15 protein-coding genes are annotated in these 15,971 nt (G+C 66.3%); 14 read left to right on the forward strand and 1 reads right to left on the reverse strand.

Annotation, left to right across the window (positions count from 1 at the left end; all coding sequences use genetic code 11):
- Positions 1-5: 5 nt before the first annotated feature.
- The 11 genes from ureC (at position 6) to urtE (ending at position 10,524) form a co-directional block, all read left to right on the forward strand.
- Positions 6-2,051 (forward strand): urease subunit alpha, encoded by a 2,046-nt coding sequence (gene ureC / locus ACO07I_RS21045; protein WP_422010778.1) that lies wholly within the window; start codon positions 6-8, stop codon positions 2,049-2,051.
- A 2-nt stretch (positions 2,052-2,053) separates the two neighbouring features.
- A complete protein-coding gene (locus ACO07I_RS21050) occupies positions 2,054-2,542 on the forward strand; it encodes an urease accessory protein UreE (RefSeq protein ID WP_422010780.1) in 489 nt (162 codons plus the stop codon).
- A complete protein-coding gene (locus tag ACO07I_RS21055) occupies positions 2,535-3,218 on the forward strand; it encodes an urease accessory protein UreF (RefSeq protein ID WP_422010782.1) in 684 nt (227 codons plus the stop codon). Before ACO07I_RS21050 ends, ACO07I_RS21055 begins: the two co-directional genes overlap by 8 nt.
- An 8-nt stretch (positions 3,219-3,226) precedes the next feature.
- Positions 3,227-3,643 (forward strand): DUF3995 domain-containing protein, encoded by a 417-nt coding sequence (locus tag ACO07I_RS21060; protein WP_422010784.1) that lies wholly within the window; start codon positions 3,227-3,229, stop codon positions 3,641-3,643.
- Entirely contained in the window at positions 3,640-4,263 is a 624-nt protein-coding gene (gene ureG, locus ACO07I_RS21065; RefSeq protein WP_422010786.1) for an urease accessory protein UreG, read from the forward strand. Before ACO07I_RS21060 ends, ureG begins: the two co-directional genes overlap by 4 nt.
- A 16-nt stretch (positions 4,264-4,279) precedes the next feature.
- Entirely contained in the window at positions 4,280-4,852 is a 573-nt protein-coding gene (locus ACO07I_RS21070) for a HupE/UreJ family protein (protein WP_422010788.1), read from the forward strand.
- Positions 4,853-4,962: 110 nt separating this feature from the next.
- The gene (gene urtA / locus ACO07I_RS21075; protein ID WP_422018336.1) at positions 4,963-6,249 is read left to right on the forward strand and encodes an urea ABC transporter substrate-binding protein; all 1,287 of its coding nucleotides are present in this window, start codon (positions 4,963-4,965) and stop codon (positions 6,247-6,249) included.
- Positions 6,250-6,327: 78 nt separating this feature from the next.
- Complete coding sequence (gene urtB, locus ACO07I_RS21080) at positions 6,328-7,941, forward strand: urea ABC transporter permease subunit UrtB (RefSeq protein WP_422010790.1); 1,614 nt, start codon at positions 6,328-6,330, stop codon at positions 7,939-7,941.
- Positions 7,941-9,059 carry an urea ABC transporter permease subunit UrtC gene (urtC, locus tag ACO07I_RS21085; protein ID WP_422010792.1) on the forward strand — a complete coding sequence of 373 codons (1,119 nt, stop codon included), beginning with the start codon at positions 7,941-7,943 and terminating at the stop codon, positions 9,057-9,059. The genes urtB and urtC overlap by 1 nt, the downstream gene beginning before the upstream one ends.
- On the forward strand, positions 9,056-9,826 hold the full coding sequence (gene urtD, locus ACO07I_RS21090) for an urea ABC transporter ATP-binding protein UrtD (RefSeq protein ID WP_422010794.1): 771 nt from the start codon (positions 9,056-9,058) through the stop codon (positions 9,824-9,826). The genes urtC and urtD overlap by 4 nt, the downstream gene beginning before the upstream one ends.
- Before the next feature lie 2 nt (positions 9,827-9,828).
- A complete protein-coding gene (gene urtE / locus ACO07I_RS21095; protein WP_298310380.1) occupies positions 9,829-10,524 on the forward strand; it encodes an urea ABC transporter ATP-binding subunit UrtE in 696 nt (231 codons plus the stop codon).
- 102 nt (positions 10,525-10,626) lie between these two features.
- Here the strand turns inward: urtE and ACO07I_RS21100 are convergent, their stop codons facing one another.
- A complete protein-coding gene (locus ACO07I_RS21100) occupies positions 10,627-12,333 on the reverse strand; it encodes an N-acyl-D-amino-acid deacylase family protein (protein WP_422010796.1) in 1,707 nt (568 codons plus the stop codon).
- A gap of 78 nt (positions 12,334-12,411) precedes the next feature.
- Between ACO07I_RS21100 and ACO07I_RS21105 the strand changes: the two genes are divergently transcribed.
- From ACO07I_RS21105 to ACO07I_RS21115, 3 genes are read left to right on the forward strand one after another with little or no spacing between them, the layout of a single operon-like run.
- Positions 12,412-13,533 carry an NADH:flavin oxidoreductase/NADH oxidase gene (locus ACO07I_RS21105; RefSeq protein WP_422010798.1) on the forward strand — a complete coding sequence of 374 codons (1,122 nt, stop codon included), beginning with the start codon at positions 12,412-12,414 and terminating at the stop codon, positions 13,531-13,533.
- Positions 13,534-13,563: 30 nt separating this feature from the next.
- Positions 13,564-14,778, forward strand: a complete 1,215-nt coding sequence (locus ACO07I_RS21110) for a CoA transferase (RefSeq protein WP_422010800.1) — start codon at positions 13,564-13,566, stop codon at positions 14,776-14,778.
- Positions 14,765-15,943, forward strand: a complete 1,179-nt coding sequence (locus ACO07I_RS21115; protein WP_422010802.1) for a 3-hydroxybenzoate 6-monooxygenase — start codon at positions 14,765-14,767, stop codon at positions 15,941-15,943. The genes ACO07I_RS21110 and ACO07I_RS21115 overlap by 14 nt, the downstream gene beginning before the upstream one ends.
- The last annotated feature ends 28 nt before the right edge of the window (positions 15,944-15,971 follow it).

Consider the following 15,971-nt stretch of genomic DNA (forward strand, 5'->3'; position numbering starts at 1 on the left):
ACGCCATGATTCCAGGTGAAATCTTCCCGAGCGCCGGCGAGCTCGAGCTCAACAAGGGCCGCAACCCGATCACCATCGAGGTCGCCAATACCGGCGACCGGCCCATCCAGGTCGGCAGCCACTATCATTTCTTCGAGACCAACGACGCCTTGAAGTTCGACCGCAAGCGCGCGAAGGGCATGCGGCTCGACATCGCCGCCGGCACCGCCGTGCGCTTCGAGCCGGGCCAGTCGCGCACCGTGCGGCTCACGCCCTACATGGGGGGCCGCGAGAGCCATGGTTTCCAGGGGCGGGTCGGCGGCAAACTCGGTCCCATCGCCAAGGTCGGGCCGTCCAACGAAGGCCCGACCCGCATCTCGCGCTCGGCCTATGTCCACATGTTCGGCCCCACCGTGGGCGACAAGGTGCGGCTGGCCGACACCGAACTCTTCATCGAGGTCGAGAAGGACCACACGATCTACGGCGAAGAGGTCAAGTTCGGCGGCGGCAAGGTGATCCGCGACGGCATGGGCCAGAGCCAGAAGACGCGCGCACAGGGCGCCGTCGACACGGTCATCACCAATGCCCTGATCGTCGATCACTGGGGCATCGTGAAGGCCGATATCGGCCTCAAGGGCGGGGTGATCGTCGCGATCGGCAAGGCGGGCAATCCCGACGTTCAGCCCGGCGTCGACATCATCATCGGACCTGGCACCGAGGCGATCGCGGCCGAGGGCAAGATCATCACCGCGGGCGGTATCGACTGCCACATCCACTTCATCTGTCCGCAGCAGATCGACGATGCGCTCTACAGTGGCGTCACGACGATGCTGGGCGGCGGCACCGGGCCGGCGCACGGCACACTCGCCACGACGGTGACGCCCGGGCCGTGGCACATGGGCCGCATGCTGCAGGCCGCCGAAGGCCTGCCGATGAACCTCGGCTTCTTTGGCAAGGGCAATACCAGCAAGCCCGCCGGCCTCAAGGAACAGATCGAGGGTGGCGCCTGCGGGCTCAAGCTGCACGAGGACTGGGGCACCACACCGGCCGCCATCGACAATTGCCTGAGCGTCGCCGACCGCTACGACGTCCAGGTCGCGATCCACACCGACACGCTGAACGAATCGGGCTTCGTCGAGACGACGCGCGCCGCCTTCAAGGGCCGCACCATCGCGACCTTCCACACGGAAGGCGCGGGCGGCGGCCATGCGCCCGACATCATCCGGCTGGCCGGCGAGAAGAACGTGCTGCCCAGCTCGACCAATCCGACCATGCCCTACACGGTGAACACCGTGGACGAGCATCTCGACATGCTGATGGTCTGTCATCATCTCGACGCCGCCATCCCCGAGGACGTGGCCTTCGCCGAGAGCCGCATCCGCAAGGAGACCATCGCGGCGGAGGACATCCTCCACGATATCGGCGCCTTCTCGATGATGTCGTCCGACAGCCAGGCGATGGGCCGGGTCGGTGAGGTGGTGATCCGGACGTGGCAGACCGCCGACAAGATGAAGAAACAGCGTGGCCGGCTGAAGGAAGAGGCTGGCGACAACGACAATTTCCGCGTGAAGCGCTACGTCGCCAAGTACACGATCAACCCGGCCATCACCCACGGCATCGCCAAGCATGTCGGCTCGGTCGAGGTCGGCAAGCGCGCCGATCTCGTCATGTGGTCGCCGGCCTTCTTCGGCGCCAAGCCCGACATGGTGCTGATCGGCGGTTCGATCATCGCCGCCCCCATGGGCGACCCCAACGCCTCGATCCCGACGCCGCAGCCGGTCCACTACCGGCCGATGTTCGGTGCCTTCGGTCGCAGCCTGGTGACGAGCCCCGTACTGTTCGTCTCCCAGGCCGCCATCACCAAGGGCGTCGCCAAGAAGTGGGGCCTCACCCGCTCGCTGCTGCCGGTGAAGGGCACGCGCAAGATCGGCAAGAAGAACATGATCCACAACTCGACCTGCCCCAAGATCGACGTCGATCCCGAGACCTATGAGGTGCGCGCCGACGGCGAACTGCTGACCTGCGAACCCGCCACGTCGCTGCCCATGGCGCAGCGGTATTTCCTGTTCTGACCATGAAGCGCGCCATCGAGGTCGTGCGCGCCGGCGGCTGGCCGGCATCCGAGCGCACGGACACGGTCACCCTCCTGTTCGACGATCGCTACCGCCGCCGCCTGCGCATGCTGGGAGACGATGGGCTCGACTTCCTGCTCGACCTGGTCGAACCGGTGGTGCTGCACAGCGGCGACGGTCTGAAGCTGGAGGAGGGCGGCTTCGTAGAGGTGAAGGCCGCCGACGAGGATCTCGTCGAGGTGCGCGGCCGCGACTCCGCAGCCTTCGCGCGGCTCGCCTGGCATCTCGGCAATCGCCACCTCCCGACTCAGATCGACAGCGATCGCATCCTGATCCGCGACGATCATGTCATCGTCGACATGCTGAAAGGCCTTGGCGCCGAAGTGCGCAAGGTCCGCGCCCCCTTCGACCCGGAAGGCGGCGCCTATGGCCAGCACAATCACGACACCGGTCATCGCCACGGTGAGTTGCACGCGGAGCGTCATGGCTAGCGACCCGCTGTATAGGCTGCTTGCCTGGCTCTCGCCCTCCTATCCGATCGGCGCCTTCAGCTACAGCCACGGCGTCGAAACGGCGGTGGAAGAGGGGTTGATCCGGGACCGCGCCTCGCTGGTGGCCTGGCTCGACAGCGTCCTGCGGCGCGGCACGGGCGCGGTCGACGGGGCCCTGTTCGCGGTGGGCTGGCGGGCGGCCCGCGAGGCCGACTGGTTCGCGTTCGATGCCGTAGCCGAGCGCGCCGCGGCCTGGCGCGGCACCTCGGAAATGGCGCTGGAATCGCGCCAGCAGGGCGGTTCGTTTCTGTCGATCACGCGCACGGCCTGGCCCCACGCCGCCCTCGACGAGGTGCATCGGCGGCTCGGCGGCGAGCTTGCGCTCCCGGTTGCGGTGGCGCTCGCCGCCGCGGTGCACGGCATCGCGCTCGAACAGGCGCTGGCGGGCTTTCTCCACGCCTTCACCGCCAATCTCATCTCGGCTGCCTTGCGGGCCGTTCCGCTCGGTCAGACCGACGGCCAGATCGCCTTGGCGGCGCTCGAAGCATCGGTTAACGAAGCCACTCGGGCCGCCATCGCGATCGACTCCCTGGACGAGGTCGGGACGGCGACGCCGCTGCTCGACTGGTGCTCGCTCCGTCACGAAACACAATACACACGCCTTTTCCGCTCATGACCGCCCTGATGGCTCTTCTCCTGACGATCGGCGTCGGCGCCATCGCCGTGATCCATGTGATGTGGGGCCTGGGCAGCCACTGGCCGGAAGCCAGCGAGGAGGCCCTGGCCCGGAGCGTCGTCGGCGACGGACGCCGACGCATGCCGCCTTCCTGGCAGTGCTTCCTGGTGGCGCTCGTTCTTGCCGCGATGGCCCTGTGGCCGTGGTACGCGCTGGGCCGTATTGCCGAACCGGCCGTGCTGGCCGGCAGCTACATGATCGCCGGCATTTTCGTGGCGCGGGGAATCGCGGGCTTCAGCCATCGCTGGCGGGCGCATTTCACGATCGAACCGTTTGCCACGCGCAACAGACGATACTATTCGCCTTACTGTCTGTTGCTCGGCGTGGGATATATCGCCCTGGTGGCTGGAGAACTGGACAAATGAGCCTGCGTGGTCCGCTCAGAGTGGGGGTCGGCGGCCCTGTCGGATCGGGCAAGACCGCGCTCGTCGAACGCCTGTGCAAGCGCATGCGCGATCTCTACGACATCGCCGTCGTCACCAATGACATCTATACAAAGGAAGACGCCGAGTTCCTGACCCGTGCTGGCGCGCTGGCGCCCGAGCGCATCGTCGGCGTCGAAACCGGCGGTTGCCCGCACACGGCCATCCGGGAGGATGCCTCGATCAATCTCGCCGCGGTCTCCGACATCGTACGCAAGTGGCCGGACCTTGAGGTCATCTTCGTGGAATCCGGCGGTGACAATCTCGCCGCGACCTTCTCGCCGGAACTGGCCGACCTCACGATCTATGTGATCGACGTCTCCGCCGGCGAAAAGATCCCGCGCAAGGGCGGCCCCGGCATTACGCGGTCGGACCTGCTGGTGATCAACAAGATCGACCTCGCGCCGCTGGTCGGCGCCAGTCTCGAGGTCATGGACCGCGACGCCCGCCGGATGCGCGGCCAACGGCCTTTCATTTTCTCCAATCTCAAGGAAAATAAGGGCCTGGAAGACATCGCGGCCTTCATCGTACGGCAAGGCGGACTGCCTGCACGGCTGAACTAGAAAATAGGAGTTCTCAATGAACATTCGAACGATCCGCCTGGCGGTTTTGCTCGTTATGGTGGCAAGCCCCGTGCTGGCCCACCCGGGCCATGAGACCTCGGGATTCGCTCATCCCTTTACCGGCCTCGATCACCTGCTGGCGATGGTCGGTGTTGGCGTATGGGCCTCGCTGCTGGCCGCAAAGCGCCCGGCAGCCGCGTATCTCGTGCCGGCTTCCTTCATTGCCATGATGCTCGTCGGAGCAGCTGCCGGATTCGTGGGCATTAAACTGCCTATGGTCGAGGCGGGTATCGTTGCATCGGTCCTGCTGCTAGGCGCGCTCATCATGGCTGCAGTGCGTATGCCGTCTGCGGCGGCCATGGCCGTCGTCGGACTATTTGCGGTGTTTCACGGCTACGCCCACGCCATTGAAGCGCCGACGAGCGGGACTGGCCTCTACATCTTGGGCTTCGTTGCGGCGACGGCAATGCTGCATGCTGCAGGCTTGGGACTCGGCTGGGTTGCACGCCGCGCGGTCGGCGACCTGGGATTGCGGGCCCTGGGCGGTGCCGTCATGGCCGGTGGTGCGCTCGTCCTGATCGCCAACTAATCCTTATCCCAAGGGCACTCGGCCGGTTTGGCACGAATTTCGCTTCCCTTGATTTTCGGCGGGGAGATCCGTCGAAAGACAAGGAGAGCGGGATGAAATTGGGAACACTCATGCGGACGGGCCTCGTCGCCGCCGGCCTGGTGGCCAGCGCGGCGACCAGCGCGTTTGCGCAGGCGGGGGACACGATCAAGGTCGGCATCCTCCATTCGCTGTCGGGCACGATGGCAATCAGCGAGACGACCCTGAAGGACGTCGTGCTGATGATGGTCGAGGAGCAGAACAAGAAGGGCGGCCTGCTGGGCAAGAAGCTCGAGGCCGTCGTTGTGGACCCGGCGTCGAACTGGCCGCTGTTCGCCGAGAAGGCGCGCGAGCTGCTGCAGAAGGAAAAGGTCGCCGTGGTGTTCGGCTGCTGGACCTCGGTCAGCCGCAAGTCGGTGCTGCCGGTGTTCGAGGAGCTGAACGGCATCCTCTTCTACCCGGTCCAGTACGAGGGCCAGGAGAGCCAGCGTAACGTGTTCTACACCGGTGCCGCGCCGAACCAGCAGGCGATCCCGGCGGTCGACTACCTGATGAGCAAGGACGGCGGCGACGTGAAGCGCTGGGTCCTGGCCGGTACCGACTACGTCTATCCGCGCACGACCAACAAGATCCTCGAAGCGTACCTCCTCCAGAAGGGCGTTCCGAAGGAAGACATCATGATCAACTACACGCCGTTCGGTCATTCCGACTGGCAGTCGATCGTGGCCGACATCAAGAAGTTCGGCTCGGCGGGCAAGAAGACCGCCGTCGTCTCGACGATCAACGGCGACGCCAACGTGCCGTTCTACAAGGAGCTCGGCAACCAGGGCATCAAGGCCAAGGACATCCCGGTCGTGGCCTTCTCGGTCGGCGAAGAAGAACTGGCCGGCATCGACACCAAGCCGCTGGTCGGCCATCTGGCGGCCTGGAACTACTTCCAGTCGGTCAAGGACCCGACGAACGCGGAGTTCATCAAGACCTGGCAGGCCTTCACCAAGAACCCGAAGCGCGTGACCAACGATCCGATGGAAGCTTCGGTGATCGGCTTCCGGATGTGGGTCGAGGCGGTCAAGAAGGCCGGCACGATCGATCCAGACAAGGTGATCGACGCGCTCGTCGGCATCAAGGTCCCGAACCTGACGGGTGGGATCTCCGAGATGCTGCCGAACCATCACATCACCAAGCCGGTGCTGATCGGCGAGATCGAAGACAACGGTCAGTTCGACGTGGTGTGGAAGACTCCCGGCCTCGTCCCGGGCGCCGCGTGGTCGCCGATTCTCGACGACTCAAAGAACCTGAAGGCTGATTGGACGAAGCCCGTGAACTGCGGAAACTTCGACACCGTCGCCAACAAGTGCATCGGCAAGGCGGCCAAGTAGTCCGAGGCGCAGGACTCACAGGACGGGGCGGCTTTGTTGGTCGCCCCGTTTCCATCTCCTGGGGTTAAGTCACAGCACATGCTATTTCATCGACCGTTCTCGGTCCTGCTTTCCGTGTTGGCGTCGCTGGCACTGGCCGGGGCGGCCGTTGCAGCCGACCTCACGGTCCTCGTCGGGAATCTCACCTCCGGCGGTCTGGGCGAGCGCGAGGCGGCGATCACCGCGCTGGCGACGTCGGGCGACGAACGCGCCGCGCCGATCCTCGAAGCCCTTGGGGCAGGCCAGCTCTATATCCGAAATTCCGATAAGCTCGTGGTCATCGGCAAGGTCGACGGCAACAAGCTCGCGCTGAGCGATGCGATCTCGGGCAAGCCGGCCGGCAGTGCCGTCGAAGCCGATCTCGAGCGCGTGCGGGTCAACAACCGTCTGCGCGGCACGATCGAAGCCGCGGTCGGTTCGCTCACCCTGATGAGCCCCAATGCCAAGGTCCGGCTCAATGCTGCCGACGCCCTCTTCAAGCGCCGCGATGCGACGGCTCTGGCGGCCCTCGACCAGGCGCTTGCCGTCGAAAAGGACGCGCGCATCAAGCGCGCGATGAGCGAGGCGCGCGCTGCCATCGTGCTCGCGACCGCCGACGCTCCGCCGGCTCAGAAGCTCGCGGCGATCGCGCTGGTTCGTGAGCGCGGCGACCGCGATTCACTTGGCATCCTCAAGACCGTGGCCGCCGCCTCCGATGGCGAGGTCAAGACGGCTGCCACGGCCGGCGCAGAGTCGATCGAGCAGACGCTGGCCGCCTGGCAGATGGCGCAGAACGTCTGGTACGGCATCTCGCTCGGCTCGGTACTGCTGCTTGCCGCCATCGGCCTCGCCATCACCTTCGGCACCATGGGCGTGATCAACATGGCGCATGGCGAGATGGTCATGCTGGGCGCCTATACGACCTTCGTCGTCCAGGAGGTCATCCGCACCTCGGCGCCGCATCTGTTCGACGTCTCTCTGGTGATCGCGCTGCCGCTCGCCTTCCTCGTCTCGGGCGCCATCGGTATCCTGATCGAACGCACCATCATCCGCTTCCTCTACGGGCGTCCGCTCGACACGCTGCTCGCGACCTGGGGCCTGTCGCTCGTGTTGCAGCAGGCCGTGCGCTCGATCTTCGGCTCGTCCAACCGCGAGGTCGGGGCGCCGTCGTGGATGTCGGGCGCGTTCCAACTCGGCCAGCTCAACATCACCTATGGACGCCTCTGGATCGTGGTGTTCGCGCTGATCGTCTTCGCCTCCCTCATCCTGCTGCTGCGCAAGACGCCGCTCGGCCTCTACATGCGCGCCGTGACGCAGAACCGCCCGATGGCCTCGGCCGTCGGCATCCGCACGCCGCGCGTCGACGCGCTGACCTTCGGCCTCGGCTCCGGCATCGCGGGCCTGGCCGGGGTGGCGCTGAGCCAGATCGACAATGTCAGCCCCAACCTCGGGCAGGGCTACATCATCGACTCCTTCATGGTCGTGGTGTTCGGCGGCGTCGGAAACCTGTTCGGTACCTTGATCGGCGCGCTGACCCTCGGCGTCGTGAACAAGTTCCTCGAGCCCTACGCCGGCGCGGTGCTGGGCAAGATCCTGGTGCTGGTATTCATCATCCTGTTCATCCAGCGCCGGCCGCGCGGGTTGTTCGCGCTGAAGGGACGTTCTGTCGAATAATGGTCACACGGTTCCTCTGGCAGGGCATGACCCGTAACCTGCGCCTCTTCGTCCTGCTGGTTCTGGCGGTCGGCATCCTCGTGCCGCTGTCGAACCTGCTTCTGCCGGCGGACAGCGCGTTTCGCATGCCATCCTGGGCGGTGCAGCTCGTCGGCAAGTATCTCTGCTACGCCTCTCTGGCGCTGGCGGTCGATCTCGTCTGGGGATTCTGTGGCATCCTCACGCTCGGCCACGCCGCCTTCTTCGCGCTCGGCGGCTATTGCATGGGCATGTACCTGATGCGCCAGATCGGGACGCGCGGGGTGTACGGCAATCCCCTCCTGCCCGATTTCATGGTGTTCCTGAACTACAAGGAGCTGCCCTGGTTCTGGCACGGCTTCGACAGTTTCTGGTTTGCAGCACCAATGATCGTGCTGGTGCCGAGCGTGCTGGCGCTGGCGCTCGGCTGGTTCGCCTTCCGCAGCCGCGTCACCGGCGTCTATCTCTCGATCATCACCCAGGCGATGACCTTCGCCCTGCTGCTGGCCTTCTTCCGAAACGACATGGGGCTGGGCGGCAACAACGGCATGACCGACTTCAAGGACATCCTGGGCTATTCTGTCCAGTCCGACACGACGCGCGCCGTGCTGTGCTTTGCCTCGGCGCTCGCGCTGGCGATTTTCCTGGTGATCTCCGCTGCCATCGTGGGCTCGCGCTTCGGCAAGGCCCTGACCGCGGTACGCGACGCCGAAAGCCGCATGCGGTTCCTGGGCTATCGGGTCGAGCGCTACAAGCTCTTCGTCTTCGTGCTGTCGGCGGCGATGGCCGGCATCGCCGGCGCGCTCTACGTGCCGCAGGTCGGCATCATCAATCCCAGCGAGTTCTCGCCCGGCAATTCGATCGAGGCCGTCCTGTGGGTCGCGGTCGGTGGGCGCGGCACGCTGATCGGGCCGGTCATCGGCGCCTTCATCGTGAACTTCGGCAAGACCTGGCTCACCGGCGCGCTGCCGGAGGTCTGGCTGTTCGCGCTCGGCGCCCTGTTCATCGTCGTGACGCTGCTGCTGCCCAAGGGCGTCGTCGGCCTGTGGAATCAGTTCATGAACAGATCGCGCGAGCGGCGGGCGAGGGCTGCGGCATGAAGGCCCCTGGCATCACCCACGCGCGCTCCACGTCGGCGCTGCTCTACCTCAGCGGCGTCAGCGTTTCGTTCGACGGCTTCAAGGCGCTGAACAATCTCTCCCTGCTGATCGAGCCGGGTGAGATGCGGGCGATCATCGGGCCCAATGGCGCCGGCAAGACCACCATGATGGACGTGATCACCGGCAAGACCCGGCCCGATTCGGGTGAGGTGGTGTTCGACGGCAGGGCCGATCTAACCAAGATCGATGAAGCCAACATCGCCACCCTGGGCATCGGCCGCAAGTTTCAGAAGCCCACCGTGTTCGAGAACCATACGGTGCGCGACAATCTCCTGCTGGCGCTGGCCGGCATGCGCAGCTGGTACAGGCTGCTGATGGCGGTGCCCAGCAAGGCCGAGAACGACCGGCTGGAGGAGATCCTGTCGATTATCCGCATGGGCCCGCAGCAGCACATGCTGGGCGCCCGGCTCAGCCACGGCCAGAAACAGTGGCTCGAGATCGGCATGCTGCTCGCGCAGAATCCAAAGCTGATGCTGGTCGACGAACCGGTCGCGGGCATGACCGACGTCGAGACCGAGACCACGGCTCAGGTGCTGCGCGAGGTCAACAAATCGCATTCGGTCGTCGTGGTCGAGCACGACATGAGCTTCGTACGCGCGCTCGGCGTCAAGGTGACCGTGCTGCACGAGGGCTCGACCCTGGCCGAGGGTTCGCTCGACCAGGTGAGCGCCGACCCGCGCGTTGTCGAAGTGTACCTCGGACGATGACGATGCTTTCAGCCCAGAACGTCAATCTCTATTACGGGGCCGCCCAGGCGCTGCGCAGCGTATCGCTGACCGCCACGATCGGTCGCGTCACCTGCCTGCTCGGGCGCAACGGCGTCGGCAAGACCAGCCTGCTGCGCGCCATCTCCGGCATGCAGTCGATTGCGTCGGGAACCATCCAGGTCGACGGCCAGGAAGTCTCGAAACTTCCACCCTACGAACGCGCGCGCCGCGGCGTAGCGCTGGTGCCGCAGGGCCGCGAGATCTTCCCGCTGCTGACGGTGAAGGAGAATCTCGAGACCGGCTTCGCGCCGGTGGGCCGCGAGCACAAGAAGGTGCCGGACGAGGTGTTCGAGCTCTTCCCGGTGCTGCAGTCGATGCTGAAGCGCCGCGGCGGCGATCTCTCCGGTGGCCAGCAGCAGCAGCTGGCGATCGGCCGAGCGCTCACCATGCGGCCCAAGCTGCTGCTCCTCGACGAGCCAACCGAAGGCATCCAGCCCTCGGTCATCAAGGATATCGGCCGCGCCATCGTCTATCTGCGCCAGCGCGGCGACATGGCGATCGTGCTGGTCGAACAGTATCTCGACTTCGCCCATGAACTCGCCGACGATTTCGCGGTCATGGACCGCGGCGAGGTCGTGCTCTCGGGCACCCGCGAGACCTTCGACGTCGAGGCCGTGCGCAAGCACATGACGGTTTAACCGATCGCATCAAGGGAGCGCGCCACTCCAGTTGCGCTCATGCCTTGCTGATTTACGAAGCTTGAGCGCCACTGGAGTGGCGCGCTCCAATGATACGCATCTCTACCGTGCCGTCTGAGCCCCACGCACAAGCCGACCCGGGCGCTCGCCGGTCAGCTCATCGTTCTGCAGCGTTTCGACACCGGCATTGAACGTGTGCCGGTAGCCCGACGCGCGCTGGATCAGGCGGCGGCCGCCGGTCGGCAGGTCATAGGCCACTTCGGGGCGCTTCAGGGCGAGGTTGTCGAAGTCGATCACGTTGATGTCGGCCTTGTGGCCCGGCGCCAGCAGGCCGCGGTCCATCAGCCCATAGGCCTCGGCCGTGCCGCGCGTCTGCTTGGCGATCAGGAACTCGAGGTCGAGCTTCGGTCCGCGCGTGCGGTCGCGGCCCCACAGGGTCAGCAGCGAGGTCGGCGAGGAGGCGTCGCAGATCACGCCGACATGGGCGCCGCCGTCGGCGATGCCCAGGACCGACGCGGGATCGGTGATCATCTCGTGCACCACGTCGAGGCTGCCATAGGCATAGTTCTCGAAGGGCAGCATCAGCAGGCCCTTGCCGCCGCGCGACATCATCTCCTCGAGCGCCACCGCCTGCGGTGTGCGTCCCGTGCGCTGCGCGATGGCCGCGATCGAATCCTTGGCATCCGGCTCGTAGTCGGGCCGCTCGCCGATCGGGAACATCCGGTCGAACGCCTCGGCCATGAAGGCGCGTGGGTTGGGCTCCTGCTGCGTCTCGGTGAGCGCCCGGCGCAGCTCGGCGTCGGCAACGAGCCGCTGGTAGCGCTCCTCGGGCGAGAGCTTGCGCATGTCGAGCCAGGCGCGATGGCCGGCGAACGGATGGGCCGTCGTCTCGAGGCCCATGATGACGCCGATCGGCCGCGAGCCCACCTGCGCATTGGCCAGCCGGCCGCTGCGGCGCACGGCGTTGATCTGGTCGAGCGTCTCGCGCCACAGCTTGGGCTGCGCGTCGACCTGCACGAGCAGGCAGGAAAGCGGACGGCCCGCCAGCTTGGCGGCCGCGTCCAGCGCTTCGAACTCGCCGGGGCCGAAGTCGGAATTGACCTGCAGCACGCCGCGGCCCGCGCGCTTCATGCCCTGGGCGATGCCGAGAAGTTCGGCCTCGCGGGCGCTCAGCGTCGGGGTGAAGCGGCCGTCACGGGCCTTGTGCTTGGTGGTGCGCGACGTCGTGAAGCCCATGGCGCCCGCGTGCAGCGCTTCCTCGGTGAGACGGGCCATCTCCTCGATCTCGCGTTCGGTCGGCACCTCGGCATGCTCGGCACCGCGATCGCCCATCACGTAGAAGCGCAGCGCGCCATGCGGCAGCTGTGCGGCCACGTCGACCGCGCGATCCATCGAGGCCAGCGCATCGAGATAATCGGGAAAGGATTCCCAGTTGAACTTCACGCCCTCGCTGAGGACGGTGCCGGGAATGTCCTCGACGCCTTCCATCAGGTTGATGAGGTAACCCGAGGCGCCGGGCCGCACCGGCGCGAAGCCGACGCCGCAATTGCCGAACACCGTCGTCGTGACGCCATGCCAGGAGGACGGCGTGACGAACGGGTCCCAAGTCGCCTGTCCATCGTAGTGGGTGTGGATGTCGACGAAGCCTGGGGCCACGATCAGCCCGTCGGCGTCGATCTCGCGCTTGCCCTGTCCCAGCTTGGGACCGACGGCGGCGACGCGATCACCTTGCACTGCAACATCGGCGATTCGGCGCGGGGCGCCCGAGCCGTCGATCACGGTTCCGTTTCGGATGACGAGGTCAAACATGGCGGGGAGGATAGGCCCTGAGGTCGCCCCGGTCTATGTTGGGCTTTCCGTAAGCCATCCCGTCCGGGGGACCGACCTTTGCAGAAACCGCTTCTCTTCACGCCGCTCAAGATGCGCGGCGTCACCGCACCCAATCGCTGTGTCGTTTCCCCCATGGTCCAGTTCCGCGCGACGGACGGGCTGGTGAACGACTTTCACCTCGTCCATCTCGGCAAGTTCGCGCTGGGCAAGTTCGGCACCGTCTTTACCGAGAATTGCGCCGTGGAACCGCGGGGCCGCGTCACGCAGGGCGATCTCGGCCTGTGGGACGACGGCCAGATCGTGAGCCACAAGCGACTGACCGATTTCATCCGCGGCGAGGGCGTGTTGTCGGCGACCCAGATCACCCACTCGGGTCGCAAGGGCTCGACGCCGCGCACCTTCGACAAGCGCGGCCAGTTCGGACCGGAAGGCGCCGGCTGGCAGAAATGGGAAGTGGTCGGCCCGACCGAGCTTGCGGCGGCCGAAGGCTGGCTGAAGCCGCGAGCCCTGTCGGTCGCCGAGATCGAGGAGCTGGTGCAGAAGTTCGCGGCCGCGGCGAAGCGGGCCGATGCGGCGGGCTACGACGTGCTCGAGGTGCATGGTGCGCACGGCTACCTGCTGGCGCAGTTCCTCTCGCCGATCAGCAACACACGCAACGATCAGTATGGTGGCGACCGAGCCGGCCGCATGCGCTTCCCGCTCGATGTGGCGCGGGCCGTGCGGCTGGCATGGCCGGAGAGCAAGCCGCTGTTCGTGCGAGTCTCTGCCGTGGATGGCGGCGGTGGGTGGGACGTCGACGACACGGTGGCCTTCGCCCAGGAGCTGAAGGCGATCGGCGTCGACGTGATCGACTGCTCCTCCGGCGGCATTGCCGGCGCCGCGACCGCGGCCGGCGTGAAGCGTGGCCTCGGTTTCCAGGTGCCGTTCGCCTCGGCCGTGAAGAAGCAGGCGGGCATCGCCACGATGGCTGTCGGCCTGATCCTCGACGGGCCGCAGGCCGAGGCGATCCTGCAGTCGGGCGACGCCGACCTGATCGCGATCGGCCGTCAGGCGCTCTACGAGCCGTTCTGGCCGCTGCACGCCGCGCAGGCGCTGGGCTGCGATCCCGACTTCGAGCTGTGGACGCCGGAATATGGCTGGTGGCTTGAGAAGCGCGAGCACACGCTCGGCCGCAAGTAACACGATAATCAATAGATACGGGAAACGTTCATGACAGGCATTCTTGCGGGCCTCCGCATCGTCGAGGGATCGGCGTTCATCGCCGCGCCGTTGGGCGGCATGACGCTCGCCCAGATGGGCGCCGACGTGATCCGCTTCGACGACATCAAGGGCGGTCTCGACAATGAGCGCTGGCCGGTCACGGAAGATGGCCGCTCGATCTACTGGGCCGGCCTCAACAAGGGCAAACGGTCGATCGCCGTCGATCTGCGCAATCCACGCGGCCGCGAGCTGCTCACGGCGCTGATCACCGCACCTGGCGAGGGCGCGGGCATCTTCACCACCAACATGCCGGCGCGCGGCTGGCTCGCCTACGAGGAGCTGGCGAAGAAGCGCGCCGACCTTATCGCGCTCAACATCATCGGCGCGCGCGACGGTTCCGCCCATGTCGACTACACGGTGAACGCCATCACCGGCTTCCCCATGGTCACCGGTCCGGTCGGCCATGAAGGACCGGTGAACGCCGTCTGTCCGCCCTGGGATCTCGCCGCCGCCTATGCCGGCGCGCTCTCGCTTCTGGCCGCCGAGCGCCATCGCCGCATGACTGGGCAGGGGCAGAAGATCGTGCTGCCGCTGCAGGACATGGCGCTCGCGACCACCTCGGCGCTGGGCTACCTCGGCGAAGCGGTCGTGAACGACGTCGACCGGCCGCGCTTCGGCAACGAGATCTTCGGCACCTTCGGACGTGACTTCCGCACGAAGGATGGCCGCTTCGTGATGATCTGCATCTTCTCGGATCGCCATGTCGATGCGCTGGCGGCGGCGGGCGGCTTCGCGGACGCCTTCAGGAAGATCGAGGTCGAGACGGGTGTCGATCTCAAGAGCGATGCGGGCCGCTGGGACGCCCGCCAGCAGCTCATCGCCGTGATCGAGCCGTGGGTCGCCGCCCACGATGCGGCGGAGGTCTCCGCGGCTCTCAAGAACGCCGGCGCCCTCTGGGCGCCCTACCAGACGTTTCGCGAGCTTGCGGCCGACAAGGTGAACGTGCTCGACAATCCGATGTTCACCATTCTCGATCAGCCCGGCATCGGCCGCTATCCCGTGGCCGCCTCGCCGATGCAGTTCGGCGCGGTGCCGCGGCAGGCGCCGCAACCGGCGCCCGTCCTCGGCCAGCACACGGACGAGATCCTTTCCGGTATCCTTGGCCTGCCCGGGCGCGAGATCGCCCGGTTGCACGACGACAAGGTCATCGGTGGTCCCCGATAGGATTCTCATCGCCGGCGGCGGCATCGGCGGACTAGCGGCGGCACTGGCGCTCGCCCAGAAAGGCATCGCCTCGCAGGTGCTGGAGAAAGCGAGTCGCCTGGGGGAAATCGGCGCCGGCATCCAGCTCGGCCCCAACGCCTTCCACTGCTTCGACCGGCTCGGTGTCGGCGAGGCGGCGCGCGGCATGGCGGTCTATATCGACCAGCTGCGGCTGATGGATGCGCTGGCCGATGGCGAAATCTGCCACATCGATCTCGGCGAGCCGTTTCGTGCTCGTTTCGGCAACCCCTACGCCGTCGTGCATCGTGGCGATCTTCACGGCGTACTGCTGAAGGGGTGCGAAGATCATTCCCTGATCGAGCTGCGCACCAGCGCTGAGGTCACTGGCTACGATCAGGATGGTACTTCCGTCACCGCCCGGCTCCGCAACGGCGAGACGATGAAGGGCCGCGCCCTGATCGGTGCCGACGGGTTGTGGTCGAACGTACGGGCGCAGGTCGCCCATGACGGGCCGCCGCGCGTGTCGGGACACACTACCTACCGCTCGGTGATCCCGACCGAAGAGATGCCGGAGGATCTGCGCTGGAACGCCGCCACCCTGTGGGCCGGGCCGAAGTGCCATATCGTCCACTACCCGCTCTCGGGCTGGAAACTCTTCAACCTCGTCGTGACCTATCACAACCATGCGCCCGAACCCGTCGCCGGCAAGCCAGTCGATACGAATGAGGTGCGACAAGGCTTCGCGCATGTCTGCGAACGGGCAAAGAACATCATAGAGCGTGGCCGGAACTGGCACATGTGGGTTCTCTGTGACCGTGATCCGGTCGACCGGTGGGTCGATGGACGGGTGGCGCTGCTGGGAGACGCTGCACACCCCATGCTGCAGTACATGTCACAGGGAGGCTGCATGGCGATGGAGGATGCCGTCTGCCTCGCCGATTCGCTGTCCCGGAGCGTTTCCGTCGAGAGCGGCCTCGTCACCTATCGCGACCGCCGCGTCCTGCGCACGGCGAGAACACAGCTGATGTCCCGCGCAATGGGCGATCATGTCTATCATCCGGCCGGCCCGCACGCGGCGTTGCGCAACGCTATGATGGGGGCCCGGACGCAGGATCAGTGGCTCGACTCTCTGGAGTGGCTTTACGGCGGCAACGGCCTCGGCTAGGGCTGCTGCTTCGTAGGGTGGGTCAGCG

Source organism: Reyranella sp., from assembly GCF_965227665.1.
In the GTDB taxonomy this organism is placed as follows: Bacteria; Pseudomonadota; Alphaproteobacteria; order Reyranellales; family Reyranellaceae; genus Reyranella.

What these genes read in the sequence shown, in the direction of transcription:
- urtC (WP_422010792.1), top strand. Translation starts at nt 7,941, where the DNA reads ATGGTCACACGGTTCCTCTGGCAGGGCATGACCCGTAACCTGCGCCTC.
- urtE (WP_298310380.1), top strand. Translation starts at nt 9,829, where the DNA reads ATGCTTTCAGCCCAGAACGTCAATCTCTATTACGGGGCCGCCCAGGCG.
- ACO07I_RS21070 (WP_422010788.1), top strand. Translation starts at nt 4,280, where the DNA reads ATGAACATTCGAACGATCCGCCTGGCGGTTTTGCTCGTTATGGTGGCA.
- urtA (WP_422018336.1), top strand. Translation starts at nt 4,963, where the DNA reads ATGCGGACGGGCCTCGTCGCCGCCGGCCTGGTGGCCAGCGCGGCGACC.
- ACO07I_RS21060 (WP_422010784.1), top strand. Translation starts at nt 3,227, where the DNA reads ATGGCTCTTCTCCTGACGATCGGCGTCGGCGCCATCGCCGTGATCCAT.
- ACO07I_RS21110 (WP_422010800.1), top strand. Translation starts at nt 13,564, where the DNA reads ATGACAGGCATTCTTGCGGGCCTCCGCATCGTCGAGGGATCGGCGTTC.
- urtB (WP_422010790.1), top strand. Translation starts at nt 6,328, where the DNA reads ATGCTATTTCATCGACCGTTCTCGGTCCTGCTTTCCGTGTTGGCGTCG.
- ACO07I_RS21050 (WP_422010780.1), top strand. Translation starts at nt 2,054, where the DNA reads ATGAAGCGCGCCATCGAGGTCGTGCGCGCCGGCGGCTGGCCGGCATCC.
- urtD (WP_422010794.1), top strand. Translation starts at nt 9,056, where the DNA reads ATGAAGGCCCCTGGCATCACCCACGCGCGCTCCACGTCGGCGCTGCTC.
- ureG (WP_422010786.1), top strand. Translation starts at nt 3,640, where the DNA reads ATGAGCCTGCGTGGTCCGCTCAGAGTGGGGGTCGGCGGCCCTGTCGGA.
- ureC (WP_422010778.1), top strand. Translation starts at nt 6, where the DNA reads ATGATTCCAGGTGAAATCTTCCCGAGCGCCGGCGAGCTCGAGCTCAAC.
- ACO07I_RS21055 (WP_422010782.1), top strand. Translation starts at nt 2,535, where the DNA reads ATGGCTAGCGACCCGCTGTATAGGCTGCTTGCCTGGCTCTCGCCCTCC.
- ACO07I_RS21100 (WP_422010796.1), bottom strand. Translation starts at nt 12,333, where the DNA reads ATGTTTGACCTCGTCATCCGAAACGGAACCGTGATCGACGGCTCGGGC.